Raw genomic sequence first — 25,440 nt, forward strand, 5'->3', positions numbered from 1 at the left:
AGATTTCACACATGGCAGCACCCAAGGCGGCTACTCGCAAGCCGCGCAAGAAGGAAAAGAAGAACGTCGCCGTGGGCCAGGCCCACATCAAGTCGACCTTCAACAACACCATCGTCTCGATCACCGACACCAACGGTGCCGTGATCAGCTGGGCCTCCTCCGGCGGCGTGGGCTTCAAGGGCTCGCGCAAGTCGACCCCGTTCGCCGCGCAGCTGGCAGCCGAGTCGGCCGCCCGCCAGGCGCAGGAGCACGGCATGAAGAAGGTCGACGTCTTCGTCAAGGGCCCCGGCTCGGGCCGTGAGACCGCAATCCGCTCGCTCCAGGCCGCGGGCCTCGAGGTCGGCAGCATCAACGACGTGACGCCCCAGGCGCACAACGGATGCCGCCCGCCCAAGCGCCGCCGCGTCTGACCCTTCCGTCCTGCGGACCGGGGAGCCAGGCCGTCGCGGGATCCGATCGGATCCCGCGACGCGCCCGGTTCACCGGGTGCTCCCCGGCCCGCAGCATCCGTTCTCTCAACAACTCAAGATCCTCGTACTCGCAGGTGTCATATAGCGGACACCCTGCCGAAAGGAATCCACAGTGCTGATCGCACAGCGCCCGACGCTCACCGAAGAGAACATCTCGGAGTTCCGTTCGCGTTTCGTGATCGAGCCCCTCGAGCCGGGCTTCGGTTACACCCTGGGCAACTCGCTCCGTCGCACCCTCCTCTCCTCGATCCCCGGCGCAGCCGTGACGAGCATCCGCATCGACGGCGTGCTCCACGAGTTCTCGACCGTTCCGGGCGTGAAGGAGGATGTCACCGAGATCATCCTCAACATCAAGAACCTCGTCGTCTCGAGCGAGCACGACGAGCCCATCACCGCCTACCTGCGCAAGCAGGGCGCCGGTGAGGTCACGGCCGCTGACATCTCCGCTCCGGCCGGTGTCGAGGTGCACAACCCCGAGCTCGTGATCGCCACGCTCAACGACTCGGCGAAGTTCGAGCTCGAGCTCACGATCGAGCGCGGCCGCGGCTACGTGTCGGCCAGCCAGAACCGCAACGAGTACTCCGAGGCGGGCCAGATCCCGGTCGACTCGATCTACTCGCCGGTGCTCAAGGTCACCTACCGCGTCGAGGCCACCCGTGCCGGCGAGCGCACCGACTTCGACCGCCTCGTGGTCGACGTCGAGTCGAAGCCGGCCATCACCCCGCGCGACGCCATCGCCTCGGCGGGTCGCACGCTCACCGAGCTGTTCGGCCTCGCCCGCGAGCTGAACGTCGCGGCCGAGGGCATCGAGATCGGCCCCGCGCCGGTCGACGCCGTGCTCTCCAGCGAGCTCTCGATCCCCATCGAGGACCTCGACCTGTCGGTGCGCAGCTACAACTGCCTGAAGCGCGAGGGCATCAACACGGTGTCGGAGCTCGTCGCCCTGTCGGAGTCGCAGCTCATGAACATCCGCAACTTCGGCCAGAAGTCGGTGGATGAGGTCAAGGACAAGCTCACCGAGATGGGTCTTTCCCTGAAGGACTCCGTGCCCGGATTCGACGGCGCCCACTTCTACACGGGCTTCGACGACGAGAACTAGTCGACCGCCCGCCGTACTGACACCCCACCACTGGAGATAACGAACCATGCCGAAGCCCACCAAGGGCCCCCGCCTCGGAGGCGGACCCGCGCACGAGCGGCTCCTGCTCGCGAACCTCGCCGCAGCGCTCTTCACGCACAAGCGCATCACCACCACCGAGACGAAGGCCAAGCGCCTGCGTCCCCTCGCCGAGCGTCTCGTGACGTTCGCGAAGCGCGGTGACCTGCACGCCCGCCGTCGCGTCCTCGGCGTGATCGGCGACAAGGCCGTCGTCCACGAGCTGTTCGCGATCATCGCGCCGCAGGTCGCCGACCGCCAGGGCGGCTACACCCGCATCACGAAGATCGGCAACCGCAAGGGCGACAACGCGCCCATGGCGGTCATCGAGCTCGTGCTCGAGCCCGTGAGCCCGAAGCAGCGCGCCGCCAAGCCGGCCGCCGCCCCGGCCGCCGACGAGGCTCCCGCCGCAGAGCCCGAGGTCGAGTCGACCGACGAGGTCGTGACCGAGGCCGAGGCCGCCGTCGACGAGGCCGCCGGCGCCGAGGCCTCCGAGGAGTCGACCGAGGAGCCCGCCGAGGTCAAGTAGCTTCGCAACGCTCGAGAACGGCCCCGGTGCACTGCACCGGGGCCGTTCGTCGTGCCGGCCGAGCGTCGCTCTAGGCTGGTCGTATGCCCGAGTACGAGACCGTCGTCGATGAGACGGATGCCGCGGCATCCGTCGTGCGCGTACGCCTCGGCATCGCCTACGACGGCACCGACTTCAACGGCTGGAGCCGGCAGCCGGGCCTCCGCACCGTGCAGGGCGTCCTCGAGGAGGCGCTCGCGACGCTCTTCCGACGCACGGGCGCCGTGCCGCGGCTCACGGTCGCCGGACGCACCGACGCGGGCGTGCACGCCCTCGGCCAGGTCGCCCACCTCGACGTGCCGGAGGCGGTGCTCGCCGCGGTCGCGCGACCGCGACGAGGCCACGACGGGGACGCCACGCCCGAGCAGACCCTGGCCCGACGCCTCACCGGCATCCTGGGTGCCGACGCCGACGTCGTGGTCACGCACGCCGAGCGCGCTCCGGCCGGGTTCGACGCGCGCTTCTCCGCGATCTGGCGGCGCTACGAGTACCGCGTCGCCGACGCAGCCTCCCAGCGGGATCCCCTCGAACGGCGACGCACCGCCGGCCGTCCGAAGCGCCTCGACGAGCGGGCGATGGATGCCGCGGCCGGCTCGCTCGTGGGCCTGCACGACTTCGCGGCGTTCTGCCGCCCGCGCGAGGGCGCGACGACCATCCGCACCCTGCAGTCCTACCGGTGGAGCCGTGCGTCCGACGGCGTGCTCGTGGCCACGCTGCAGGCCGACGCCTTCTGCCACTCGATGGTTCGCGCGCTCGTCGGCGCGTGCGTCGCCGTGGGGGAGGGGCGGCTCGACGAGGCACAACCCGAGGCGCTGCTGCACGCGGCCGAGCGCACGAGCGCGTTCACGGTCATGCCGGCCAAGGGCCTGGTGCTGACCGAGGTCGGCTATCCCGACGACGCGGAGCTCGAAGCGCGGGCCGCGCAGACGCGGCGACGTCGCGAATTGCATACCGAGGGCATCGTCGGCTAAGCTACCTCTTTGGTGCCGCCATCTGCGCCGGCACCCGAAGATGAGCCCTCCACCAGGGCGTTCGCTCGCATCGCGGGCGAACTCCCCCCGGAGTGGGATTCACGAACCCCTCTCTCGACCAGAAAGCAGCACTTCCGTGACGCGCACCTACACTCCCAAGTCGAACGAGATCCAGCGTGACTGGGTCGTCATCGACGCCACCGACATCGTGCTCGGCCGCCTCGCCAGCCACTCGGCTGCGCTCCTGCGCGGCAAGCACAAGGCGATCTTCGCGAACCACGTCGACACCGGTGACTTCGTCATCATCGTGAACGCCGACAAGGTGGCCCTCACCGGCCAGAAGCTCGAGCAGAAGAAGGCCTACCGCCACTCGGGCTACCCGGGCGGCCTGAAGGCCGTCAGCTACGCCGAGCTCCTCGAGAAGAACCCCGTCCGGGCCGTCGAGAAGGCGATCCGCGGCATGCTCCCGAAGAACTCCCTCGGTCGCGCCCAGCTCAAGAAGCTCAAGGTCTACGCCGGCCCCGAGCACCCCCACGCGGCGCAGCAGCCCAAGCCGTACACCCTCACCCAGGTCGCCCAGTAACTCCCGGCACCCTCGACGTTCTCGAAATAAGGATTCACACCAAAATGGCGAAGATCGCAGACCAGATCGAAGCGGCTCCCGAGAGCTACACGACCGAGAGCACCCCCTCGGCCGCACCCACCACCCCCCGCCCCGTGCTCAACGTGTCGGGCGCGGCCGTCGGTCGTCGCAAGCAGGCCATCGCCCGCGTGCGCATCGCCCCCGGCGCCGGCGGCATCACGGTCAACGGCCGCGAGTTCGCGGACTACTTCCCGAACAAGCTGCACCAGCAGCTCATCACCGACCCGTTCACCGTGCTCGAGCTCTCCGGCTCGTACGACGTGATCGCCCGCATCACCGGCGGCGGCCCCTCGGGCCAGGCCGGTGCGCTGCGCCTCGCGATCGCCCGTGCGCTCAACGAGATCGACCGCGAGAACAACCGCGCGACCCTGAAGAAGGCCGGCTTCCTCACTCGTGACGCCCGCGTCATCGAGCGCAAGAAGGCCGGTCTCAAGAAGGCCCGCAAGGCGCCTCAGTTCTCGAAGCGCTGATCCGGGCCTCCGGTTCTCCGTATGCCCCGGCTCTTCGGAACCGACGGGGTCCGGGGCCTCGCCAACCGTGATCTCACGGCTGACCTGGCCCTGGGCCTCGCCCAGGCGGCGGCCGCCGTCCTCACGCAGGGGCGGCACGCCGACGAACTGCGCGCCACCGGTCGACGGCCGGTCGCCGTGGTGGCGCGCGACCCGCGCGTCTCGGGCGAGTTCCTCATCGCCGCGGTCGCGGCCGGACTCGCCAGCTCCGGGGTCGACGTGCTCGACGCCGGGGTCATCCCGACGCCGGCGACCGCCTTCCTGATCGACTCGATCGGCGCGGACTTCGGCGTGATGATCTCCGCCTCGCACAATCCGGCCCCCGACAACGGGATCAAGTTCTTCTCGTTCGGCGGCACGAAGCTCCCCGATGAGGTCGAGGACCGCATCGAGTCCCACCTCGGCAAGCCGAAGCTGGCCCCGATCGGCGACGGCGTCGGCCGCATCCGCCGGTTCTCCGACGCCGAGGACCGCTACGTGGTCCACCTGCTCGGCACCCTCCCCAACCGTCTCGACGGCCTGCACGTGGTGCTCGACTGCGCCCACGGCGCTGCCGCCGGCGTCTCGCCCGAGACCTTCCGTGATGCGGGCGCGACCGTGACCGTGATCGGTGCCGATCCTGACGGCATGAACATCAACGACGGTGTCGGCTCCACGCATCTCGGCCTGCTGCAGGCCGCGGTGCGAGAGCACGGCGCGGACCTCGGCATCGCCCACGACGGCGACGCCGATCGCTGTCTCGCCGTCGATGCCGACGGCAACGTGGTCGACGGCGACCAGATCATGGCGATCCTGGCCGTGTCGATGCACGAACGCGGCACCCTCACCGACGACACGCTCGTCGTCACGGTGATGTCGAACCTCGGTCTGCGGCGCGCGATGGCCGAACGCGGCATCCGGGTCATCGAGACCAAGGTCGGCGATCGCTACGTGCTCGAAGCGCTCGGAGCCGAGAAGCTCGCCCTCGGCGGCGAGCAGTCGGGCCACGTCATCATGACCGAGTTCGCGACGACGGGCGACGGCGTGCTGACCGGCCTGCACCTCGCCGCCGAGATGGCTCGCACGGGGCGTACCCTCGCCGAGCTGGCGTCGGTCATGACCGTGTACCCGCAGGTGCTCGTGAACGTGCGCGGGGTCGACCACCACGGGCTCCACGACGACGCGCAGGTCGCGGCGGCGGTCGCGGACGCGGAGGCCGAGCTCGGCGACACGGGTCGCGTGCTGCTGCGCCCGTCGGGCACCGAGCCGATGGTCCGGGTCATGGTCGAGGCCGCTGACCAGGACACGGCCGAGCGTCACGCCGCCGCACTGGCCGAGGTCGTGCGCGAGCGACTCACGGCCTGACGCCGCGGTCGTTCACGCGGCCGGCTGGGCGGGCATCGCCCGGCCCGGTCAGAGCTTGCGGAGCAGCACGCTCGACACGGTGTGGTCGGCGCTCTTGCGGAGCACGAGCGACGCCCGCGAGCGGGTCGGCCGGATGTTCTGCAGCAGGTTCGGTTCGTTGATCGATCGCCAGATCTCGGCCGCCCGCTGGCGCGCCTCGGCCTCGGTCAGGCTCGCGTACCGGTGGAAGTAGGAGCGCGGGTTCGAGAACGCGCCGCGCTGCAGCTTGAGGAAGCGCTCCTCGTACCAGCGCGCGATGTCGCTCGTGCGCGCGTCGACGTAGATGCTGAAGTCGAAGAGGTCGCTGACGGCGAGGCGGTGCTCCGGCCCGGGCGGCTGCAGCACGTTGAGGCCCTCGATGATGAGCACGTCGGGACGGCGCACGGTGACCTGCGCGTCGGGGACGATGTCGTAGGCGAGGTGGGAGTAGAACGGCGCTCGCACCTCCGCTGCGCCGGCCTTGACCTCGCTGACGAACCGCAGGAGCGCCCGTCGGTCGTACGACTCGGGGAAGCCCTTGCGTGCCATGAGGCCGCGACGCTCGAGCTCGGCGTTGGGGAACAGGAAGCCGTCGGTGGTCACGAGCTCGACGCGCGGCGTGTGCTCCCAACGGGCGAGCAGTTCGCGAAGGAGCCGCGCGATCGTCGACTTGCCCACCGCGACGGACCCCGCCACGCCGATCACGAAGGGCGTCGCCTCGACGCGTTCGCGAAGGAACTCGCTCGTCACGTCGTGGAGCGACTTCGTACCGCCGACGTACAGGTTGAGCAGGCGGCTCAGCGGCAGGTAGACCTCGGCGACCTCGCGGAGGTCCAGCGGCTCGCCGAGTCCGCGCAGCTGGACGATCTCGGTCTCGCGCAGCGGCGAGGGGATCGAGGGGGCGAGCGCGGCCCAGTCCGCCCGGCCGAGTTCGATGAAGGGCGAGATCTGCGCGACGTGCGACGACGGGCTCTGCGGATCCAGCACCGTGTCAGTCTAGTGAGCGGCCCGTGGCATCCGGCGCCCGGATGGCGCGCAGGCGACCGCGGGTAGGATCGAGCCCATGTGTGGAATTGTCGGTTACGTCGGCGAGCGCAACAGCCTCGACGTGCTCATGGGCGGCCTTCGCCGCCTCGAATATCGCGGATACGACTCGGCGGGAGTCGCGATCGTCGACGACGACGGCGTCATCGAGACGGCGAAGCGCGCGGGCAAGCTGCAGGTGCTCGCCGACGATCTCGTGGCGTCGCCGCTGCACCGCGGCGGCACCGGAATCGGCCACACCCGCTGGGCCACGCACGGCGGGCCGACCGATCGGAACGCGCACCCGCACCTGGGCGACGACGGCCGCCTCGCCCTTATCCACAACGGCATCATCGAGAACTTCTCCGAGCTGAAGGACGAGCTCATGGCCGAGGGCTACGTGTTCGAGAGCGAGACCGACACCGAGGTCGCCGCCGTGCTGCTCGGCCGTGAGTACCGCCGTGTCGGCGAGCTCACCGAGGCGTTCCGCGCGACCGTGTCGCGCCTCGACGGGGCGTTCACGCTGCTGGCCGTGCACCGCGACCAGCCGGGTGTCGTGGTCGGCGCCCGACGCAACTCGCCACTCGTCATCGGCCTCGGCGACGGCGAGAACTTCCTGGGCTCGGATGTCGCCGCCTTCGTCGAGTTCACCAAGCGCGCCGTGGCCATCGGCCAGGACCAGATCGTCACCATCACCGCCGACGGCGTCACGGTCACCGACTTCGCGGGCGAGCCCGTCGAGGTGGAGCCGTTCGACGTGGCGTGGGACGCGTCCGCCGCCGAGAAGGGCGGGTGGTCCTCGTTCATGCGCAAGGAGGTGTCGGAGCAACCCGACGCGGTCGCCAACACGCTGCGAGGTCGCATCAGCGAGGGGCGGGTGCACATCCCCGAGCTCGAGTCCTTCGGAGACGAGGAGCTTCGCGCCATCCGTCGCATCACCGTGATAGCGTGCGGCACGGCGGCCTACGCCGGCATGGTCGCGAAGTACGCCATCGAGCAGTGGGCCAGGGTTCCCGTGGAGGTCGAGCTCAGTCACGAGTTCCGCTACCGGGAGCCGGTGCTCGACGAGGGCACGCTGGTGGTCTCCATCAGCCAGTCGGGCGAGACCATGGACACGCTCATGGCGGTGAAGTACGCCCGCGAGATGGGGGCGCGCACGATCTCGATCTGCAACACCCAGGGCGCGACGATCCCGCGCGAGTCCGACGCCGTCGTCTACACGCACGCCGGCCCCGAGGTCGCCGTCGCGTCGACGAAGGCCTTCGTCGCGCAGATCGCCGCGCTCTACCTGTTCGGCCTGCACCTGGCGCGCGTGCGCGGCACGTTGTCCGACGAGGAGCTCGGTGTGCAGCTCGCCGAGCTGCTGGCGGTGCCCGAGAAGCTCGAGACCGTGCTCGGCCAGTCCGAGCGGGTCGGCCAGCTGGCGCATTGGATGGCCGACACCCGGTCCGTCCTGTTCCTCGGCCGGCACGTCGGCTACCCCATCGCGCTCGAGGGTGCGCTGAAGCTCAAGGAGCTCGCGTACATCCACGCCGAGGGCTTCGCCGCCGGCGAGCTGAAGCACGGCCCCATCGCCCTCATCGAGCCCGGCCAGCCGGTGTTCGTGGTGGTGCCGAGCCCGCGCGGCTCGGCGAACCTGCACCCGAAGGTCGTGTCGAACATCCAGGAGATCCGTGCCCGTGGCGCACGCGTGATCGCCATCGCCGAGGCCGGAGACGCCGCGGTGCTGCCCTTCGCCGACGAGGTCATCCGGATCCCGCTCGCCGCTCCCCTCTTCGAACCGCTCCTCGCGGTGGTGCCGCTGCAGGTCTTCGCGATGGAGCTCGCACAGGCGAAGGGCCTCGACGTCGACCAGCCCCGCAACCTGGCCAAGTCCGTGACGGTGGAATGACCCGGGAGCAGGAGGCGCCGTGATCGTCGGCATCGGCATCGACGTGGTCGACATCGCTCGGTTCGAGCGCTCGATCACGCGCACGCCGGCGCTCGTCGAGCGACTGTTCGCCCAGAGCGAACGCGGCCGGCCCGCGCGGTCGCTCGCCGCGCGGTTCGCGGCGAAGGAGTCGCTCATCAAGGCGCTCGGCGGCCACGCCGTCATCCGGTGGCACGAGATGCGGGTGGTGCAGGACGCGGACGGCAACCCCGACTTCGCCCTGTCGGGCGGCCTCGCCGAGCACGTCCGTCGCCTCGGCATCGACCACGTGCACCTCTCGATGAGCCACGACGCGGGCATCGCCAGTGCGTTCGTGGTGCTCGAGTCAGCGGGCGGCGGTTCGCGATGACGTCAGTCGCCGAGCCGGCGCCGGATGCCGCGGCGCGGCCCTTCCGCGAGGCCGTCGTCGACCTCGGCGCGGTCGAGCACAACGTACGCGTGCTGGCCGACCGGGTGGCACCCGCCGAGGTGATGGCGGTGGTCAAGGCGAACGCATACGGCCACGGTGCCGTCGCCTGTGCGCGGGCCGCGCTGGCCGGAGGGGCGACGCGCCTCGGCGTCGCCGACCTCGATGAGGCGCTCGAACTCCGGGAGGCGGGCATCGAGGCGCCGGTCCTCGCCTGGCTCCACGACCCCGACGCGGACTTCGGGCGCGCGGTCGCCTCGGGCATCGAGATCGGCGTCTCGAGCGCCGGGCAGCTCGAGCGCGCCGCCGCCGTGGGTCCCGCCCGCGTGCACCTGAAGATCGACACCGGGCTCAGCCGCAACGGCGTGCCCGAGTCCGAGTGGCACGACGTCGTCGCTCGTGCCGCCGAGCTCGAGCACGCGGGCGTGATCAGCGTCGTGGGCATCTTCAGCCACTTCGCGAACACCTCTCGCGACGTGGATGCCGCACAGCTCGCCGTCTTCGAGCGGGCGCTCGCCGAGGCCGAACGAGCCGGCCTGCGACCGGACGTGCGGCACATCGCGTCGTCCGAGCAGGCCATCCGCGACCCGCGGTCGCGCTACGAGCTCGTGCGCATCGGCATCGGCACGTACGGGCTCACGCCGTTCGGCGACGGCACGACCGCCGCGGACCTCGGACTCACTCCGGCCATGACGCTGCGCACGCGCGTGGCGGCGGTCCGCCGCGTCGAGGAGGGTGCCGGCGCCTCGTACGCGCACATCTGGCACGCCGAGCGTCCGACGACCCTCGCGCTCGTGCCGCTCGGCTACGCGGACGGCATCCCACGCCATGCCTCGGGCGGCGGCGCCGAGGTGCTGATCGGCGGCACGCGTCGACCGGTGGTCGGCCGGATCGCCATGGACCAGTTCGTCGTCGACGTCGGCGACGATGCGATCTCGGTCGGCGACGAGGTCGTCGTCTTCGGCGACCCCGCGACGGGCGCGCCCACCGCCGACGAGTGGGCCGCGGCATCCGGCACCATCGGCTACGAGATCGTCACCCGCATCGGTCCGCGCGTCGGTCGCACCTACCTGGGCACGGTGTCGGGCGGGGCCGCGTGATGGAGGTGCACGCCCCGGACGCCGACGCGATGGAGGCGTTCGGCCGCGAGCTCGCCGCCGACCTCCGCGCGGGCGACCTCGTGCTCCTGACCGGCCCGCTCGGCGCGGGCAAGACGACCCTCACGCGGGGCATCGGCGATGGCATCGGCGTCCGGGGCCCGGTGCAGAGCCCGACGTTCGTGCTGGCACGCACCCACCCGAACCTGGCCGGCGGTCCGTCGCTCGTGCACGTCGACGCCTACCGGCTCGGCAGTGCCGCCCTGCTCGACGACCTCGACCTCGACTTCGACCACGCGGTCGTCGTGGTCGAGTGGGGTGCCGGGCTCCTCGACGATGCCAGCGAGTCGTGGCTCGAGGTCGTCATCGAGCGACCCACGGGTGCGGCGGGCGATGGCACCGGTGTCGGTGACGCCACGGATGCCGCCGACGCGGAGCTCCTCGGTGCCGATGAGCCGCGCGTGCTGGACGTCCGCGGATACGGGCCCCGCTGGGCCGGAACCCGGTTCGCGGTCGGCCGGTAGGCTGGAACCATGCTGCTCGCGATCGACACGTCGACGGGCACGAGTGTCGCCGTCGTCGACCGCGATCGCGGGGTGATCGCCGAGACGGGCACCGACGACACGATGCGGCATGCCGAGGTCGTCGGCGGGTTCATCCGCGAGGCGATGGATGCCGCGGGCGTGCGCCCGCGCGACCTCTCCGGCGTCGCCGGAGGCATGGGCCCGGGGCCGTTCACGGGCCTGCGGGTCGGCATCGCGGCCGCCCACGCGTTCGCGGTCGGGATCGGCCGGCCGTTCGTGCCGGTGCCGAGCCACGATGCCCTGGCCTGGGCCTGGTACGTCGCCGGCGGAGCCGGGCGGCTGCAGGTCGTGACCGATGCTCGGCGCCGGGAGTTCGCCGTCTCCGACTACGACGGGCTCGACGCCGAGGGACTGCCGCGCCGCGCCGGTGGCCCGGCGCTGAGCCCGCGCGATGCCGTTCCCGAGACGGCCGGCACCCGCCTCGACGCGCACCTCGTTCCCGCCGGCGGGATCGGCATGCTGGCCGAGCTGGCGTTCGCGGCCCGGCGCCTGCCGCTGGCCGATGACGTGCCGCTCTACCTCCGTGCGCCCGACGTGACGCCCTCGGCCGGCAAGCGGGTCCTGCAGTGAGCGTGTTCATGCGCCGTGCGAAGCTCCACGATCTCGACGCGATCATGCGGCTCGAGCGCGAGACCTTCGTGAACGACGCGTGGCCCGAGGCCGCCATGCGCCGCGAGCTCGAGGGGCCGCACGGCTACTACCTCGTCGCGGTCGACGAGGACGAGGAGGATCCGGAGCGCCGCCTGCTGGGCTACGCGGGACTGCTCGCGCCGTCGGGCAGCGGCCAGGGCGACATCCAGACCATCGCGGTCGCGCCGTTCGCGCGGGGCATCGGCCTCGGCCGTGGCCTGATGCACGCCCTCATCACGCAGGCTCGGCGCCGCCACGTCGCGGAGCTCTTCCTCGAGGTGCGTGCCGACAACCCGATCGCCCGTTCGCTCTACGAGTCGCTCGGATTCGTCGAGATCGGCCTGCGCCGGGGCTACTACCAGCCCGACAACGTCGACGCGATCTCCATGCGCCTGCAGGTCCCGGCCGCGGTGACCGGGCCTGCGGCATCCGGAACGTCATCGGCCACCGCCGATGGGGGTGTCGCGTGAACCGCGAGGCGCCGCTCGTGCTCGGCATCGAGACGTCCTGCGACGAGACCGGCATCGGCATCGTGCGGGGCACCACGCTCCTCGCCAATGTCATCGCCTCCTCGATGGAGGAGCACGCGCGCTACGGCGGCGTGGTTCCCGAGGTCGCGGCACGCGCGCACCTCGAGGCGCTGGGGCCGACGATCGCGGCGGCGCTCGCCGAGGCCGAGGTCGAGCTCGCCGACATGGACGCGGTGGCGGTCACGAGCGGTCCGGGGCTCGCCGGCGCGCTCATGGTGGGCGTCGGCGCGGCCAAGGCGCTCTCGCTGGCGCTCGAGAAGCCGATCTACGCCGTGAACCATCTCGTCGGCCACGTCGGCGCCGACCTCCTCGACGACGACGCGCCGCTCGAGACCCCGACCGTGGCGCTGCTCGTCTCGGGAGGCCACACGTCGCTCCTCCTCGTGCGCGACCTGGTCGCCGATGTCGAGCTGCTCGGCGAGACCATCGACGACGCCGCGGGCGAGGCCTTCGACAAGGTCGCGCGCCTGCTCGGCCTGCCGTACCCCGGCGGACCCGAGATCGACCGCGCGGCGCTCGGAGGCGATCCCACGGCGATCCGCTTCCCCCGTGGGCTCACCCTGCCCAAGGACCTCGTGGCGCATCGCTACGACTTCAGCTTCTCGGGGCTGAAGACGGCGGTGGCCCGCTGGGTCGAGCAACGCGAGGCGGCCGGTGAGCCCGTGCCCGTTGCCGACGTGGCCGCGAGCTTCCGGGAGGCCGTCGTCGACGTGCTGGTCGGCAAGGCCGTCGCCGCGTGCACCGACCTGGGCGTGCCGCGCCTGCTCCTCGGGGGCGGGGTCGTGGCGAACGCGCGACTCCGCGAGGTGGCCGAGCAGCGGGCGGATGCGGCGGGCATCGCGCTGCGGGTCCCGCCGCTGTCGCTCTGCACCGACAACGGCGCCATGATCGCCGCCCTGGGCGCGCAGCTCATCATGGCGGGCCATGCTCCGTCGCAGCTGGGCTTCGGTGCCGACTCGACGCTGCCGGTCACCGACATCCAGGTCTGACCGGGCGGCTTCGAAGGCTGCGCTCCGCGTGCCCACCGCGCTAGTGTGTGAAACGGAGACCGCGGTGCCGTGGAGGCGAGCGCCGCCGCGCCGCTGCAGCGGCGTGTGGAACATCCGATCCGCAGCATCGAGGGGAACACCGACCGTGACCGATCCGAACCTTCCCGAGCAGCCGGGCGCTCCGGTGCCCCCGCCGCCGCCCCCGCCGGGGCCCGCCCCGGCCTACGGTGCGGTCCCGCCGGCGACGCCCGCCGCGTCGTACCCGCAGCCCGCCGCGTCGTACCCGCAGCCCGCCACGGCGTACGGCCAGCCGCCGGCCACCAAGACGAACACGCTGGCGATCGTCTCGCTCGTCGCGTCGATCGCCGGCATCGTGATCCTGTGGGGCATCGGCTCGATCGCCGCAGTCATCTGCGGGCACATCTCGTTGAGCCAGATCAAGAAGACCGGCGAGCAAGGGCGCGGCATGGCGCTCGCCGGACTCATCATCGGCTACGCCGGCATCGTCCTGGCCATCATCGGCGTGATCGTCGCGGTCGCGCTCAGCGCGTGGCTCGTCACCTACTACGGCACGACAGGCGACCTTCAGTACTGAGCAGTCGCGGCATCCGCACCACCGATCGAGAAGGACGTACTCATGAGTGACCCCAGGAACCCCGACGAGCCGACCGTGCCGGCGGAGCCGGCGGTGCCCGTCGAGCCGGCCGAACCCGTGGTGCCCCCGGCGCCGGTGGAGCCCACGGCTCCGTCGGAGCCCGAGCCCACCTTCCCGGCGCCCGAGGAGCCGACCGCCCCGGGCATGCCGTCCGCGCCCGAGGCGCCGCCCGTGGCGCCCGGCGCGCCGTCGGCGCCCTCGGCACCGGAACCCCCGGCCCCGCCGGCGCCCCCGGTCCCGCCCGTGTACGGATCGGCGACACCGCCGCCTCCGCCGCCCGCGGGTGCGTACGGCGCTCCCGCCGCAGCGGCGGCCGCGGTCGACGGCGGCTCGCCGTACGGCAGCGCCCAGCAGACCGCGTACGGCCAGCCCGGCTACGCAGCCCCGGCATACGGTACGACGGCGCCCGCCAAGTCGACGCCCGTGCTCAGCCTCATCTCGCTGATCGCCGGCATCGTGGGCCTCGTCGGTTTCTTCGTGGTGTTCATCCCGATCGTGGGCGGCATCATGCAGCTGCTCATCCCGGCGGCGGCCGTGGTGCTCGGCTTCCTCGGCCGCAAGAAGGAGCCCGCGGCGAAGGGCATGTGGCTCACCGGCATGATCCTCGGCTTCGTCGGCATCGCGATCGGCCTGCTCTCCATCATCCTGTGGAGCGTCGCGTTCGCCAGCGTTCCGTACTACAGCTACTGAGGCCGGAGATGTCCGACCGCGAAGGGGTCCCGCCCGAGGGCGGGGCCCCCTCGCGTTCACCCGAGCCGGCACCCGTGCCGGAGCATCCCGATCCATCGCCGTCCGGTCCCGCGTCCGCGTCCGCAGTCGACCGTGATGGCGCGCAGCCGGCGGTCGACGACGAGCTGACGGTCGTCGCGCCGGCCGAGCCCACGCTGCGCGCGGACCCGACGGTGCGCGAGTACGACGTGCCGTTCGACACCGGCGAGCTGCAGTCGCTGCCGACCGGCCAGCTGCTCGTCGTGCACCGCGCCGAGCTCGCCCGCGTCGCCGACGCCGAGGAGGACGAGGAGCAGCGCCGCGTCTACAGCTGGATCTCGGCGATCCTCGGCGTCATCGGCGCCGCGGCGTCGCTCTTCCTCGGATGGCTGCTGCCGCTCTCCATCGCGGCGATCGTCTTCGGGGTGCTCGGCCTCCGGCGCGAGGAGGAGGGTCGCACGCTCGCCTTCGTCGGCATCGGCACCGGGATCGCGGGGCTGGTCTTCTCGTCGGTGTGGATCGGCTACTACGCGATCGTCTTCGGCGCGCTGCCGCGCTGAGGACCCGTCGGGTCTCCCGTCGGAAGGACCTCCGTGGGAGGGTCTCAGAGGCGTTCCACGAGGAGCACGACGCGACGTCCCTCCTCGCGCGTCAGCACGATGGTGGCGCTCCGGTCGCCGCGGAGCTTCAGCCTGGTGCGCAGGACCGCCGGATCGACGTCGGCACCCCGCTTCTTGATCTCGAGCGTGCCGATGCCACGCGCCGCGAGGGCCTGGCGCAGCTGGCGCTCGTCCGACGGGAGCCGTTCGAGCACGCGGAACCCTCGGGCGAAGGGCGAGTCGAAGGCGGTGTCCGAGGTCAGGTAGGCGATGCCGGGGCTGAGCATCCACGCCCCGTTCGCCCTGGCCAGGTCGCCGATGAGGCGGGCACGGATCACCGCGCCGTCGGGTTCGTAGAGGTAGTCGCCGAGCGGGCCGCTCGGCGCGTCCTCGCTGTCGGCTTGGGAGGTGAGCTCGGCGGCCGCGTCACCGCGGATCACCAGCGCAGCGCGCCCGATCCCGGGCCGAGCCACCGCTCCCTGCCACACCGCCAGCTCCACCACGTCGCCGTCGACCGAGACCCACTGCGCCTCGGAGCCGGCGGGGATGACGTCGCGGTCGGTGCCGGGCCCGAGCTTGACGCCGACCGGCATGCGGGCGGCCAGCCCGAAGGCGAACTCCAGCGAGGGCGAGTAGTCAGCGGCATCCGAGAGTCGACGGGTGGTGCCGCCGGCCGACGAACGGCGGGCGGGGTCGAGCCAGGCGCCGCCGATGCCGCCGAGCGGCACCTCCTCGGCCCGCGCGTGGAGCACGCGGGCCCTGGGGAACGGGGTGAGGTTGTAGGCGGCGATCGCTGCAGTGACCTCGTCGGCCTCGGCGGCCGTCACCTCGAGGTCGACCGCGGCGAGGGCGAGCGCGTCGCCGCCGATGCCGCACCCGAGGTCGGCGACGTGGCCGACGCCGGCGCGGGCGAACCTGCCGGCGTGGAGTGCGGCCACCCTGAGCCGGGTCGCCTGCTCGAGGCCCGGCTCGGTGAAGAGCATGCGCGAGGCGAACTCCCCGAACTTGGCGTGCGCGCGTGACCTCAGCCTCGACTGGCTGAGCACGGTGGCCACGAGCCCCGGGGAGTGGCCAGCGCGGCGCAGCTCGGCGACGACGCGCACGATGTCGGCCTTGGCGTCCCAATCGGGAAGCGAGTCGAGCAGCCGGAGGCCCTCGGGCGAGAGCAGTTCGACGAGCTCGGCGCGTTCCACCCGGCCACGCTAGCACCCCGTTCCCGGGCGCTGGCACTCACGTTGCACGAGTGCCAAATCGGCCCTAGACTCGGTTTAGCACTCTCGCTGTGAGGCTGCTAACCAGTCTTCCGTCAAGAAAGAGGTCAACCGTGTCGGTTTCCATCAAGCCGCTCGAGGATCGCATCGTCATCAAGCAGGTCGAGGCAGAGCAGACCACCGCGTCGGGTCTCGTGATCCCCGACACCGCCAAGGAGAAGCCCCAGGAGGGCGAGGTCGTGGCAGTGGGTCCCGGCCGCATCGACGACAACGGCAACCGCGTCCCGCTCGACGTGGCCGTCGGCGACAAGGTCATCTACTCGAAGTACGGCGGCACCGAGGTCAAGTTCGGCGGCGAGGAGCTCCTCGTGCTCTCGGCGCGCGACGTGCTCGCCGTCGTCGTCCGCTAGTCGACACGCACGCTCGGAAGCCCGGATGCCATGCGGCATCCGGGCTTCTGCCGTCTCCGGATGCCGCAGCGCCGGTCGTCGTCCTGACGGCATGTCGTCGCCCGATGGCAGCCGGCCGAGAGCTCCCGGCGACGCCCCCGGCGTAGGGTGGGTCGAGTGTCACGCTCGGGATCGCTCACGCCCACCACGCCCCCCGATCACGCTCCGGTGAGCCGGTCGGGGCTGGCGTTCGCGGTCAGCGCCTATGTGCTGTGGGGCTTCCTCCCGATCTACTTCATCGCGCTGGCGCCCTCGGGGCCGGTCGAGATCGTGGCGTGGCGAGTGCTCTTCTCCCTCGTCTTCTGCGCCCTGCTCATCACGGTGACGCGGGCCTGGCGTGCGCTCGGCGTGCTGTTCCGCGATCGGCGCATCCTGCTCACGATGGGCCTGGCGGGGCTCCTCATCTTCATCAACTGGCAGACCTACGTCTTCGCCGCGACGACGAACCAGGTCGTCGAGGCTGCCCTCGGCTACTTCATCAATCCGATCGTCACGGTCTTCCTCGGCGTGCTCGTGCAGCGCGAGCGACTGAACGTCACGCAGTGGGTCGCGGTCGGCATCTCGATCCTCGCGGTCGTGGTGCTCGCGGTGGGGTACGGACAACTGCCGTGGATCGCCCTCGTGCTGGCCTTCTCCTTCGGGTTCTACGGCCTCATCAAGAAGCGCGTGGGACCGAAGGTCGACGCGGTGTCGGGCCTCACGCTCGAGACCGTCTGGCTCGCGCCGCTCGCCATCGTGCAGCTCGTGTTCGTGGCGCTGACCACCGGGCTCACCATCGGCACGGTGAGCCCGTGGCACACCGCGCTGCTCATCGGGCTCGGCGCGGTCACCGCGGTGCCGCTCCTGCTCTTCGCGGCGGCCTCCCGTCGGCTCCCGCTCATCTACATGGGCTTCATCCAGTACTTCGCCCCGTTCATCCAGTTCCTCGTCGGCGTGGTCGTGCTCCAGGAGCCCATGCCCCCCGAACGATGGGTCGGGTTCGCGCTCGTGTGGGTGGCCCTCATCGTGCTCACCGTCGACCTCGTGCGGGGGGCCCGGTCATCCCGGCGAACCGCCGACGAGGTGCTCGAGGAGCCCATCTGAAGGTCCGCCGGCCCGATCGCTCCCGGGTGGGGGTCACGCGCGATCCGCGCGTGAACTCCAGCGGACACGACGATTTGCTGCGCGTGGGCCGGGGAAGGTGTCGGCGAGGTAACGATTCCTGCGGTGTTACACGGTTGTGACCGCGGCGACTTGTTTCGGCCTTGGAGGCACCATAGTGTCAAAACACGGCGTCACCAGACGCTGCTTTTGTGTACCAATCCTTCAGTCCCAAGGAGCAACATGAGCGTATTCGCGAAGGCCACGGCCTCGCGCTCGGCTCGCGCAGCATGGACGGGGGTCGCCCTCGCCGGCGTCAGTGCCCTCCTCCTCACGGCGTGCAGTTCGGGTGCCCCGGCCCCCGCCGAGTCGGATGAACCGACCGAGGCCGCCGCCGGCGACGCCCTGCCCATCGAGGCAGGCGACCGCGACCTGACCCTCAAGATCGGCACCATCCTTCCGCAGAGTGGAACGCTCGCGTTCCTCGGCCCGCCCGAGGAGGCCGGCGTCGCGCTCGCCGCCAAGGAGATCAACGAGGCCGACATGGGGCTCAACATCGAGGTCGTCTACCGCGACTCCGGCGACACCACGACGGACATCGCGACCGTCTCGGTGACCGACCTGCTCTCGCAGGATGTCTCGGCCATCGTCGGTGCCGCCTCGTCGGGTGTCTCGTTCACGGTCATCGACCAGATCACCTCGGCCGGTGTCGTGCAGTTCTCGCCGGCGAACACGTCGCCCGACTTCACCGACTACGAGGACAACGGCCTGTACTTCCGTACCGCGCCGTCCGACCTGCTCCAGGGTGAGGTGCTCGGCAACCAGATCGCCGAGGACGGCGCATCCACGCTCGGCCTGCTCGTCCTGAACGACCCCTACGGCACCGGCCTCGCGGCTGCGACCAAGGAGTCGTTCGAGGCAGCCGGCGGCGAGGTCGTCGCCGAGGAGCTCTTCAACACGGGTGACTCGAACTTCGACGCGCAGCTCTCGGCCATCAAGGCCGCGAACCCCGACGCCGTCGCCGTCATCACCTTCGACGAGGCCAAGGTCGTCGTCCCCGCGCTCGTCGGTTCGGGTTACCCCGGCGACCAGCTGTACTTCGTCGACGGCAACCTGTCGGACTACAGCGCGGACTTCGCACCCGGCCTCATCGCCGGCTCGAAGGGCACGCTGCCCGGCCCGAAGCTTGAAGACGACTTCCGGGACCGCATGCTCGCGGTCAACCCCGACCTCGCCGACTTCAGCTACGGCCCCGAGTCGTACGACGCCACCATGCTCATCGCCCTTGCGGCGTACGCGGCGAACAGCACCGAGGGTGCCGACATCGCCAAGTACCTCCGCCAGGTGTCGGGCGGCACGGGTGACGGCGAGGTCGTGACCGACTTCACGGCCGGCGCGACCCAGCTGCAGGAGGGCAACCAGATCAACTACGACGGCCCCTCCGGCCCGATCACGCTCGATGAGCACGGTGACCCCACCGAGGCGACCATCGGCGTCTACCAGTACGGCGACGACAACAAGTACGAGCGCATCAACTAGTACGCGTGTCGCACGGAAGGGCCCCGGCTTCGGCTGGGGCCCTTTCGCGTGCCCGCCGGCGCCCGTAGCCTGACCGCGGAGGCGCGGGCGGTCCTGCACGCCCGTGGGGCTCGCCCTCTCTCCCCGAGCGAAAGGAGCGTCCGATGCCGTTGGCGAAGATCGAGGTCCGCGGCGCGTTCTCCGTCGAGGTCCGAGACGGGCTCATCGAGGCGGTGTACGAGGCGCAACGCGAGGCGCTCCGAGTGCCCGTCGACGACCGGCACATCCGGTATCTCGAGTACCCGGCGGAGCACTTCTCGGTCGCAGATCCCGGCGCCTCCACGGTGCTCGTGGAGATCACGATCTTCCCCGGACGCTCGGCCGACGCGAAGCGATCGCTCTTCGCGTCGATCGCGCGGCGCTTCGCCGCCCTCGGCGTCTCGCCCGATGACCTGATCGTCGTCCTCAACGAGCCGCCGCTCGAGGACTGGGGCCTCCACGGCGTTCCCGCGACGGATGTGGACCTCGGCTTCGACCTCGACGTCTGAGGGTCCTTCCGCCGCGCGGCGCAGCGCCCACGAACGACGAAGGGGCGGATGCCGCAGCATCCGCCCCTTCGTGGAGTGGTGACTCAGTCCTGCCCGAGCGTGCCCAGGTAGAGGCCGATGACCTTCGGGTCGTTCAGCAGGTCGCGGCCGGTGCCGGTGTAGGCGTCGTGGCCCTGGTCGAGCACGTAGCCGCGGTCGCAGATCTGCAGGCAGCGACGCGCGTTCTGCTCGACCATGATGGTCGTGACGCCCGCGCGGTTGATCTCCTTGACGCGCAGGAAGGCCTCGTCCTGGCGTACGGGGGAGAGGCCGGCCGACGGCTCGTCGAGGAGCATCACGTGCGGGCCCATCATCAGGGCACGCGACATGGCGACCATCTGCCGTTCACCGCCCGACAGCGAGCCGGCGCGCTGGCCGAGTCGCTTGCCGAGCTCGGGGAAGATCTCCGTGACGAACTCGAGCCGCTCCTTGAGGCCCTTGGGCTTCTGGAACATGCCCATCTCCAGGTTCTCCTGGATGGTGAGCGACGGGAACACGTTGTTCGTCTGCGGCACGAACCCGACGCCCTTGGCCACGAGCCTGTTCGCCTTGAGGTTGGTGATCTCCTCGCCGTTGAGCTTGATCGTGCCCTGGCGGACCTTCACGAGCCCGAAGATCGACTTGAGCAGCGTCGACTTGCCGGCGCCGTTCGGTCCGATGATGCCGATGAGCTCGCCCTGCCGGGCGACCAGGGAGCACGCGTTCAGGATGTTCACGCCGGGAAGGTAGCCGGCCGTGATGGCGTCGACCTCGACGACGGTCTCGGCCACGGGGTCGAGGACCGCGCCGGCGGCGGGTTCACTGTTCGTCATCGATGAGCTCCTTCAGTACGTCGACATGCTCCGCGTCGATGTCGATGCCGATGTCCGTGTCGTGGTGGGCGCCGAGGTAGGCGTCGATCACGGCCTGGTCCTGCATGACGGTGTGCGGGTCGCCCTCGGCCACGATCTTGCCCTCGGCCATCACGATCACCCAGTCGGCGATGTGCCGCACCATGTGCATGTCGTGCTCGACGAAGAGCACGGTCATGCCCTGGGACTTCAGGTCGAGGATGTGCTCGAGCAGCGATTGGGTGAGCGCCGGGTTGACGCCCGCCATCGGCTCGTCGAGCATCACGAGCGTGGGATCGCTCATGAGCGCCCGCGCCATCTCGAGGAGCTTGCGCTGGCCGCCCGAGAGGCTCGCCGCGTAGTCCTCCCGCTTGGTGTCGAGCTTGAACCGGGTGAGGAGCTCGACCGCCTTCTCCTCGATGTCGTCCTCCTGCTTGCGCCACAGGAACGGGAGCACCGAGCGGAAGAGGTTCTCGCCGCCCTGGCCCTTGGCCCCGAGCTTCATGTTGTCCATGACGGTGAGGAGGCCGAGCGCCTTGGTGAGCTGGAACGTGCGGATGAGGCCCATGCGCGCCACCCGGTAGGCGGGGACGTGCGCGAGCGAGCGGCCGTCGAACTCCCACGTGCCCTCGTCGGGCTTGTCGAAGCCCGTGAGCAGGTTGAAGAACGTGGTCTTGCCGGCGCCGTTGGGCCCGATGAGCGCGGTGATCGCGCCGCGCGGGATCTCGACGTGGCCCACGTCGACGGCCGTCAGGCCGCCGAAGGTGCGCTTGACGCCGTCGGCGATGAGGATCGGGTCGACCTTGCGGACACCCGGTCCGGCCTCGCCGACGTGGAGGCCGGTGGTCTTCACCGGCTTGGACGTGGGAGTGACATCACTTGACAAAGGCCAGCTCCTTCTTGTTTCCGAAGATGCCCTGAGGCCTGAAGACCACGATCAGCATGATCGCGATGCCGACGAGGATGAACCGGAGCTGCCCGGCCTGCACCTGCGTCATGAACGGGAACCAGCCCGCCTCCACCGCCCGGGCCATGAAGCCCGAGAAGAAGGAGAGCAGCACCCAGAAGATCATCGAGCCGACGATCGGCCCGAGGATCGTGGCGGCCCCGCCGAGGAGCAGGATCGCGTAGATGAAGAACGTGAGCGACGTCTGGTAGTTCGCCGGCACGACCGCGCGCGGCAGGACGAAGACCATGCCCGCCAGGGTGCCGTAGACGCCACCGAGGATGAGGCTCTGCATCTTGTAGGAGTAGACGTTCTTGCCGAGCGCGCGCACGGCGTCCTCGTCCTCGCGGATGCCCTTGATGACGCGACCCCACGGGCTGCGGATGATCAGCCAGGTGAGCAGCGCGAACACGATCACGAGCGTCCACCCCACGATCCGGATCCACCAGTCGTACGCGTTGTACGTGAATGGACCGAAGCCGTAGGTGCCCGGGGGGATCGGGTTCAGGTCGGCGAAGCCGCCCTTGTAGCCCTGCAGGCCGCTCGCCGAGCCGGTGAGCGAGTCGAACGTGTTCGTCGTGAAGATGAGCCGCAGGATCTCGGCCGCCGCGATCGTGACGATCGCGAGGTAGTCGGCGCGGAGCCGAAGGGTCGGGATGCCGAGGATCAGCGCGAAGATCACGGATGCCCCGACGCCGACGAGCACGGACGCCCACACGGGGAATCCGAACGACAGCGTCGAGATGGCGAACCCGTAGGCACCGAGGGCCATGAAGCCCGCCTGACCGAAGTTCAGGAGGCCCGTGTACCCGAAGTGGATCGCCAGGCCGAGGGCGGCGAGGGCGTAGGCGGCGGTCGTGGGGCTGATGAGCTCCTGCGCCGCGTTGGAGAAGATCGCAATCCAGTCGATCATGGTCGGTCCTCCTTAGCCGATTCTCTCGCGGCGACCGAGGATCCCCTGCGGTCGGAACAGCAGCACGAGGATCAGCACGATCAGTGCGCCCACGTACTTCATGTCGGAAGGCAGCCACAGCGTCGACAGCTCGATGAAGAGGCCGACGATGATCGACCCGACGAGCGCGCCGAACGCGGTGCCCAGGCCACCGAGGGTGACCGCGGCGAACACGAGCAGCAGGATCTGGAAGCCCATGTCCCAGCTGACGCCGGGCCGGAAGTAGGCCCACAGGATGCCGGAGAGGCCCGCCAGCGCGCCGCCCGCGATCCACACGATGCGGATGACCCGGTCGACGTCGATGCCGCTCGCCGCGGCGAGGCTCGGGTTGTCGGAGACCGCCCGTGTCGCCTTGCCGATGCGCGTGCGCAGCAGGAAGAACGCGAAGGCCAGCAGCACCACGATCGAGGTCGCCATGCTCGCGACGTCGATCCACGACAGCGTCACCGGTCCGAGGTGGATGTCGGACGGGATGGTCGCACCGGGCAACTGCCTCGTCGCTCCGCCGTAGAAGAACTGGTAGGTGTACCGCAGCGCGAGCGAGAGGCCGATGCTCACGATCATGAGCGGGATGAGGCCCACCCCGCGCCGCCGGAGCGGTTTCCAGATCGTGGCGTCGAGCGTCCAGCCGAGCGCGGCGCTCAGCACGATGGCGATGATGATGGCAAGCCAGATCGGGAGCGCCAGGTCGACGCCGAAGGTGAGCACCATGAGGCCGCCGAACGTGATCATCTCCGCGTGCGCGAAGTTCGAGAGGCCGGTGGTGCCGAAGATCAGCGACAGGCCGATCGCCGCGAGCGCCAGGAGGAGCCCGAAGTTCAGGCCGTTGATCACGCGGATCAGCACCTGGGCGCCGAGGTCGGTCGTGGTGCGCTGGCCTTCGCCGAGGAAGAAGTTCACCGCCTTCAGCTTCGTGAGCCCGAACTCGGCGGTGACCGTGTTCTGGCCCGCCTTGACGACGACGCCCTTGGGCAGGGTCTCCTCGTCGAGGGTCAGCTTGTACTCGCCCTTCTCGGGCACGCCGAGGCGCCACTTGCCGTCGGCGTCGGTCTTCGTCTCAGCGTCGTAGCCGTTGCCTTCGACGCTGATCTGCACGCCGCGCAGCGGCTTGTCGTCGAACGTGACGTTGCCCACGAAGAAGTACTCGAACTCCTCGGCTTCCGTCGTCGCCGCACTCCCGGCCTCCGCCATCGCAGGGGACGCTGCGATGCCGGACAGAGTGAGTGCGGAAAGAAGGATTCCGAGGAGGATGAGCCACCTCCCGCGTGAACGTCGTGCGACTGTTTGCGTGGGTTCCACTGCACCTCCAAGGGTCCCGGCCGGCTGTTGGCCGTCTCGGGTCCGGGTCTTCCCCGTCGACGTCGTCGTCGACAGTACGTGCCGATTATGTCCCATGTGTTTCATGCACGGAGACAATGGCCCTCGATTGTTATCCGGGGAATGCCCGCCGTGCAAACTCGCTTAACATTGATGCATCCCGTCGCGCGACCCTCGCCGTGCGGGCGCGCACCCAGACTCGGAACGAAGGGGAGACATGGATCAGGCAGATCCGTTCGGATTCACAGGGCTGACCTACGACGACGTCCTGCTCCTGCCAGGTCACACCGACGTGATCCCCAGCGAGGCCGACACCACGTCGCGGCTCACCCGTCGCATCCAGGTCTCGACCCCCCTGCTGTCGGCCGCGATGGACACCGTCACCGAGGCGCGCATGGCGATCGCCATGGCGCGACAGGGCGGCATCGGCATCCTGCATCGCAATCTCTCGATCGCCGAGCAGGCCGACATGGTCGACCGGGTCAAGCGCAGCGAGTCGGGCATGGTCTCCAACCCGGTGACCACCACCCCCGATGCCACCGTCGCCGAGGTCGACCACCTGTGCGCGACCTACCGGGTGAGCGGCCTGCCGGTCATCGACGGCGACGGCGTGCTCGTCGGCATCATCACGAACCGCGACATGCGCTTCGTCTCCGACTTCGAGAAGCCGTCGACGCTCGTGCGCGACGTCATGACGAAGATGCCGCTGATCACCGGTCGCGTGGGCATGGACCCCGACGAGGCGATCGCGATCTTCGCGCAGCACAAGGTGGAGAAGCTGCCGCTCGTCGACGGCGCCGGACGGCTCACCGGCCTCATCACGGTGAAGGACTTCGACAAGTCGGAGCAGTACCCCGACGCCACGAAGGACGCAGAGGGCCGTCTCCGGGTCGGCGCGGCCATGGGCTTCTTCGGCGACGCGTGGGAGCGTGCCGAGGCGCTCCGCGACGCGGGCGTCGACGTGCTCGTCGTCGACACGGCCAACGGCGAGAGCGCGGGCGTGCTCGACATCATCCGGCGCCTCAAGTCCGACCCGTCGTTCGCGCACATCGACGTGATCGGCGGCAACGTCGCGACCCGCGAGGGCGCGCAGGCGCTCGTCGACGCGGGCGCCGACGCGGTCAAGGTCGGGGTCGGCCCCGGTTCGATCTGCACGACGCGCGTCGTCGCGGGGGTCGGCGTGCCGCAGGTGACCGCCGTGTACGAGGCCTCCAAGGCCACGAGGCCCGCGGGCGTGCCGCTCATCGCCGACGGCGGGCTGCAGTACTCGGGCGACATCGCGAAGGCCCTCGTCGCCGGCGCCGACACCGTCATGCTCGGTTCGCTCCTCGCGGGCACCGCCGAGAGCCCCGGTGAGCTCGTCTTCCAGAACGGCAAGCAGTTCAAGACGTACCGCGGCATGGGCTCGCTCGGCGCGCTGCAGACCCGCGGCAAGAAGACCTCGTACTCCAAGGACCGCTACTTCCAAGCGGATGTCCCCTCCGACGACAAGCTCATCCCCGAGGGGATCGAGGGCCAGGTGCCGTTCCGTGGTCCGCTCTCCGCCGTGGCCTACCAGCTCATCGGCGGGCTCCGCCAGTCGATGTTCTACGTCGGGGCGCGCACGGTCGAGGAGCTCAAGGCGAAGGGCCGCTTCGTCCGCATCACGCCCGCCGGGCTCAAGGAGTCGCACCCCCACGACGTGCAGATCGTCGTGGAGGCGCCGAACTACACGCGCTGA

28 protein-coding genes are annotated in these 25,440 nt (G+C 70.4%); 22 read left to right on the forward strand and 6 right to left on the reverse strand.

The features are described from left to right. The first annotated feature begins 11 nt into the window (after nucleotides 1–11). The 7 genes from rpsK (at nucleotide 12) to glmM (ending at nucleotide 5,661) form a co-directional block, all read left to right on the forward strand. Nucleotides 12–410: a 30S ribosomal protein S11 gene (gene rpsK / locus J2X63_RS12045; protein WP_159605229.1), complete on the forward strand. Its 399-nt coding sequence runs from the start codon at nucleotides 12–14 to the stop codon at nucleotides 408–410. Nucleotides 411–582: 172 nt separating this feature from the next. Next, on the forward strand, nucleotides 583–1,569 hold the full coding sequence (locus tag J2X63_RS12050; protein WP_130353495.1) for a DNA-directed RNA polymerase subunit alpha: 987 nt from the start codon (nucleotides 583–585) through the stop codon (nucleotides 1,567–1,569). Between the two features lie 46 nt (nucleotides 1,570–1,615). After that, nucleotides 1,616–2,155, forward strand: coding sequence for a 50S ribosomal protein L17 (gene rplQ / locus J2X63_RS12055; protein ID WP_309977349.1), 540 nt, complete (start codon nucleotides 1,616–1,618; stop codon nucleotides 2,153–2,155). An 83-nt stretch (nucleotides 2,156–2,238) separates the two neighbouring features. Continuing rightward, a complete protein-coding gene (truA, locus tag J2X63_RS12060) occupies nucleotides 2,239–3,165 on the forward strand; it encodes a tRNA pseudouridine(38-40) synthase TruA (RefSeq protein WP_309977351.1) in 927 nt (308 codons plus the stop codon). A gap of 136 nt (nucleotides 3,166–3,301) precedes the next feature. Further along, on the forward strand, nucleotides 3,302–3,748 hold the full coding sequence (gene rplM / locus J2X63_RS12065; RefSeq protein WP_309977353.1) for a 50S ribosomal protein L13: 447 nt from the start codon (nucleotides 3,302–3,304) through the stop codon (nucleotides 3,746–3,748). A gap of 44 nt (nucleotides 3,749–3,792) precedes the next feature. Then, nucleotides 3,793–4,278, forward strand: a complete 486-nt coding sequence (rpsI, locus tag J2X63_RS12070) for a 30S ribosomal protein S9 (RefSeq protein ID WP_159606543.1) — start codon at nucleotides 3,793–3,795, stop codon at nucleotides 4,276–4,278. A 21-nt stretch (nucleotides 4,279–4,299) separates the two neighbouring features. Next, on the forward strand, nucleotides 4,300–5,661 hold the full coding sequence (glmM, locus tag J2X63_RS12075) for a phosphoglucosamine mutase (RefSeq protein WP_309977356.1): 1,362 nt from the start codon (nucleotides 4,300–4,302) through the stop codon (nucleotides 5,659–5,661). Between the two features lie 48 nt (nucleotides 5,662–5,709). On the opposite strand, the gene coaA is transcribed toward glmM, so the two are convergent. Further along, on the reverse strand, nucleotides 5,710–6,666 hold the full coding sequence (gene coaA, locus J2X63_RS12080; RefSeq protein WP_309977358.1) for a type I pantothenate kinase: 957 nt from the start codon (nucleotides 6,664–6,666) through the stop codon (nucleotides 5,710–5,712). 76 nt (nucleotides 6,667–6,742) lie between these two features. On the opposite strand from coaA, the gene glmS reads away from it, so the two are divergent. The 10 genes from glmS (at nucleotide 6,743) to J2X63_RS12130 (ending at nucleotide 14,791) form a co-directional block, all read left to right on the forward strand. Continuing rightward, the gene (gene glmS, locus J2X63_RS12085) at nucleotides 6,743–8,593 is read left to right on the forward strand and encodes a glutamine--fructose-6-phosphate transaminase (isomerizing) (protein WP_309977359.1); all 1,851 of its coding nucleotides are present in this window, start codon (nucleotides 6,743–6,745) and stop codon (nucleotides 8,591–8,593) included. A 19-nt stretch (nucleotides 8,594–8,612) separates the two neighbouring features. Beyond that, the gene (locus J2X63_RS12090; RefSeq protein ID WP_309977361.1) at nucleotides 8,613–8,981 is read left to right on the forward strand and encodes a holo-ACP synthase; all 369 of its coding nucleotides are present in this window, start codon (nucleotides 8,613–8,615) and stop codon (nucleotides 8,979–8,981) included. After that, nucleotides 8,978–10,138 carry an alanine racemase gene (gene alr, locus J2X63_RS12095; protein WP_309977363.1) on the forward strand — a complete coding sequence of 387 codons (1,161 nt, stop codon included), beginning with the start codon at nucleotides 8,978–8,980 and terminating at the stop codon, nucleotides 10,136–10,138. Before J2X63_RS12090 ends, alr begins: the two co-directional genes overlap by 4 nt. Then, nucleotides 10,138–10,659 (forward strand): tRNA (adenosine(37)-N6)-threonylcarbamoyltransferase complex ATPase subunit type 1 TsaE, encoded by a 522-nt coding sequence (tsaE, locus tag J2X63_RS12100; protein WP_309977365.1) that lies wholly within the window; start codon nucleotides 10,138–10,140, stop codon nucleotides 10,657–10,659. Before alr ends, tsaE begins: the two co-directional genes overlap by 1 nt. Nucleotides 10,660–10,668: 9 nt before the next feature. Then, the gene (gene tsaB, locus J2X63_RS12105; RefSeq protein WP_309977366.1) at nucleotides 10,669–11,289 is read left to right on the forward strand and encodes a tRNA (adenosine(37)-N6)-threonylcarbamoyltransferase complex dimerization subunit type 1 TsaB; all 621 of its coding nucleotides are present in this window, start codon (nucleotides 10,669–10,671) and stop codon (nucleotides 11,287–11,289) included. Between the two features lie 8 nt (nucleotides 11,290–11,297). Then, entirely contained in the window at nucleotides 11,298–11,819 is a 522-nt protein-coding gene (gene rimI, locus J2X63_RS12110) for a ribosomal protein S18-alanine N-acetyltransferase (protein WP_396133154.1), read from the forward strand. Beyond that, nucleotides 11,816–12,868 carry a tRNA (adenosine(37)-N6)-threonylcarbamoyltransferase complex transferase subunit TsaD gene (gene tsaD, locus J2X63_RS12115; RefSeq protein ID WP_309977371.1) on the forward strand — a complete coding sequence of 351 codons (1,053 nt, stop codon included), beginning with the start codon at nucleotides 11,816–11,818 and terminating at the stop codon, nucleotides 12,866–12,868. The genes rimI and tsaD overlap by 4 nt, the downstream gene beginning before the upstream one ends. 145 nt (nucleotides 12,869–13,013) lie before the next feature. Next, a complete protein-coding gene (locus J2X63_RS12120) occupies nucleotides 13,014–13,463 on the forward strand; it encodes a DUF4190 domain-containing protein (protein ID WP_309977372.1) in 450 nt (149 codons plus the stop codon). 42 nt (nucleotides 13,464–13,505) lie between these two features. After that, nucleotides 13,506–14,213, forward strand: a complete 708-nt coding sequence (locus J2X63_RS12125; RefSeq protein ID WP_309977374.1) for a DUF4190 domain-containing protein — start codon at nucleotides 13,506–13,508, stop codon at nucleotides 14,211–14,213. A gap of 74 nt (nucleotides 14,214–14,287) precedes the next feature. Beyond that, complete coding sequence (locus J2X63_RS12130) at nucleotides 14,288–14,791, forward strand: DUF4190 domain-containing protein (protein WP_309977376.1); 504 nt, start codon at nucleotides 14,288–14,290, stop codon at nucleotides 14,789–14,791. A 44-nt stretch (nucleotides 14,792–14,835) separates the two neighbouring features. On the opposite strand, the gene J2X63_RS12135 is transcribed toward J2X63_RS12130, so the two are convergent. Next, nucleotides 14,836–16,023 carry a class I SAM-dependent methyltransferase gene (locus J2X63_RS12135; protein WP_309977378.1) on the reverse strand — a complete coding sequence of 396 codons (1,188 nt, stop codon included), beginning with the start codon at nucleotides 16,021–16,023 and terminating at the stop codon, nucleotides 14,836–14,838. A gap of 131 nt (nucleotides 16,024–16,154) precedes the next feature. Between J2X63_RS12135 and groES the strand changes: the two genes are divergently transcribed. The 4 genes from groES (at nucleotide 16,155) to J2X63_RS12155 (ending at nucleotide 19,636) form a co-directional block, all read left to right on the forward strand. Next, complete coding sequence (gene groES, locus J2X63_RS12140; RefSeq protein WP_309977380.1) at nucleotides 16,155–16,451, forward strand: co-chaperone GroES; 297 nt, start codon at nucleotides 16,155–16,157, stop codon at nucleotides 16,449–16,451. A gap of 156 nt (nucleotides 16,452–16,607) precedes the next feature. Continuing rightward, nucleotides 16,608–17,573 carry an EamA family transporter RarD gene (gene rarD / locus J2X63_RS12145; protein WP_396133133.1) on the forward strand — a complete coding sequence of 322 codons (966 nt, stop codon included), beginning with the start codon at nucleotides 16,608–16,610 and terminating at the stop codon, nucleotides 17,571–17,573. A 240-nt stretch (nucleotides 17,574–17,813) separates the two neighbouring features. Beyond that, nucleotides 17,814–19,109 (forward strand): ABC transporter substrate-binding protein, encoded by a 1,296-nt coding sequence (locus J2X63_RS12150; RefSeq protein WP_309977382.1) that lies wholly within the window; start codon nucleotides 17,814–17,816, stop codon nucleotides 19,107–19,109. 143 nt (nucleotides 19,110–19,252) lie between these two features. Beyond that, a complete protein-coding gene (locus tag J2X63_RS12155) occupies nucleotides 19,253–19,636 on the forward strand; it encodes a tautomerase family protein (protein WP_309977384.1) in 384 nt (127 codons plus the stop codon). A gap of 83 nt (nucleotides 19,637–19,719) precedes the next feature. On the opposite strand, the gene J2X63_RS12160 is transcribed toward J2X63_RS12155, so the two are convergent. Genes J2X63_RS12160 through J2X63_RS12175 form a run of 4 tightly spaced genes read right to left on the reverse strand, consistent with a single transcriptional unit; the run spans nucleotide 19,720 to nucleotide 23,594 of the window. Next, nucleotides 19,720–20,487, reverse strand: coding sequence for an ABC transporter ATP-binding protein (locus tag J2X63_RS12160; protein WP_309977386.1), 768 nt, complete (start codon nucleotides 20,485–20,487; stop codon nucleotides 19,720–19,722). Next, nucleotides 20,474–21,391 (reverse strand): ABC transporter ATP-binding protein, encoded by a 918-nt coding sequence (locus J2X63_RS12165; RefSeq protein ID WP_309977388.1) that lies wholly within the window; start codon nucleotides 21,389–21,391, stop codon nucleotides 20,474–20,476. The genes J2X63_RS12160 and J2X63_RS12165 overlap by 14 nt, the downstream gene beginning before the upstream one ends. Further along, nucleotides 21,381–22,361, reverse strand: a complete 981-nt coding sequence (locus J2X63_RS12170; RefSeq protein ID WP_309977917.1) for a branched-chain amino acid ABC transporter permease — start codon at nucleotides 22,359–22,361, stop codon at nucleotides 21,381–21,383. Before J2X63_RS12170 ends, J2X63_RS12165 begins: the two co-directional genes overlap by 11 nt. A gap of 15 nt (nucleotides 22,362–22,376) precedes the next feature. After that, complete coding sequence (locus J2X63_RS12175) at nucleotides 22,377–23,594, reverse strand: ABC transporter permease subunit (protein ID WP_309977390.1); 1,218 nt, start codon at nucleotides 23,592–23,594, stop codon at nucleotides 22,377–22,379. A 343-nt stretch (nucleotides 23,595–23,937) separates the two neighbouring features. Between J2X63_RS12175 and guaB the strand changes: the two genes are divergently transcribed. Beyond that, entirely contained in the window at nucleotides 23,938–25,440 is a 1,503-nt protein-coding gene (gene guaB / locus J2X63_RS12180; RefSeq protein ID WP_309977393.1) for an IMP dehydrogenase, read from the forward strand.

It is taken from the genome of Agromyces sp. 3263 (genome assembly GCF_031456545.1).
Lineage (GTDB): Bacteria > Actinomycetota > Actinomycetes > Actinomycetales > Microbacteriaceae > Agromyces.

Excerpts from the sequence above, each read along its gene's own strand:
- J2X63_RS12155 (WP_309977384.1), top strand. The coding sequence starts at position 19,253 with ATGCCGTTGGCGAAGATCGAGGTCCGCGGCGCGTTCTCCGTCGAGGTC.
- J2X63_RS12125 (WP_309977374.1), top strand. The coding sequence starts at position 13,506 with ATGAGTGACCCCAGGAACCCCGACGAGCCGACCGTGCCGGCGGAGCCG.
- guaB (WP_309977393.1), top strand. The coding sequence starts at position 23,938 with ATGGATCAGGCAGATCCGTTCGGATTCACAGGGCTGACCTACGACGAC.
- alr (WP_309977363.1), top strand. The coding sequence starts at position 8,978 with ATGACGTCAGTCGCCGAGCCGGCGCCGGATGCCGCGGCGCGGCCCTTC.
- glmS (WP_309977359.1), top strand. The coding sequence starts at position 6,743 with ATGTGTGGAATTGTCGGTTACGTCGGCGAGCGCAACAGCCTCGACGTG.
- J2X63_RS12175 (WP_309977390.1), bottom strand. The coding sequence starts at position 23,594 with ATGGCGGAGGCCGGGAGTGCGGCGACGACGGAAGCCGAGGAGTTCGAG.
- truA (WP_309977351.1), top strand. The coding sequence starts at position 2,239 with ATGCCCGAGTACGAGACCGTCGTCGATGAGACGGATGCCGCGGCATCC.
- J2X63_RS12160 (WP_309977386.1), bottom strand. The coding sequence starts at position 20,487 with ATGACGAACAGTGAACCCGCCGCCGGCGCGGTCCTCGACCCCGTGGCC.
- rimI (WP_396133154.1), top strand. The coding sequence starts at position 11,298 with ATGCGCCGTGCGAAGCTCCACGATCTCGACGCGATCATGCGGCTCGAG.
- rpsI (WP_159606543.1), top strand. The coding sequence starts at position 3,793 with ATGGCGAAGATCGCAGACCAGATCGAAGCGGCTCCCGAGAGCTACACG.
- rplQ (WP_309977349.1), top strand. The coding sequence starts at position 1,616 with ATGCCGAAGCCCACCAAGGGCCCCCGCCTCGGAGGCGGACCCGCGCAC.
- rpsK (WP_159605229.1), top strand. The coding sequence starts at position 12 with ATGGCAGCACCCAAGGCGGCTACTCGCAAGCCGCGCAAGAAGGAAAAG.
- tsaE (WP_309977365.1), top strand. The coding sequence starts at position 10,138 with ATGGAGGTGCACGCCCCGGACGCCGACGCGATGGAGGCGTTCGGCCGC.
- glmM (WP_309977356.1), top strand. The coding sequence starts at position 4,300 with ATGCCCCGGCTCTTCGGAACCGACGGGGTCCGGGGCCTCGCCAACCGT.
- tsaB (WP_309977366.1), top strand. The coding sequence starts at position 10,669 with ATGCTGCTCGCGATCGACACGTCGACGGGCACGAGTGTCGCCGTCGTC.
- J2X63_RS12150 (WP_309977382.1), top strand. The coding sequence starts at position 17,814 with ATGAGCGTATTCGCGAAGGCCACGGCCTCGCGCTCGGCTCGCGCAGCA.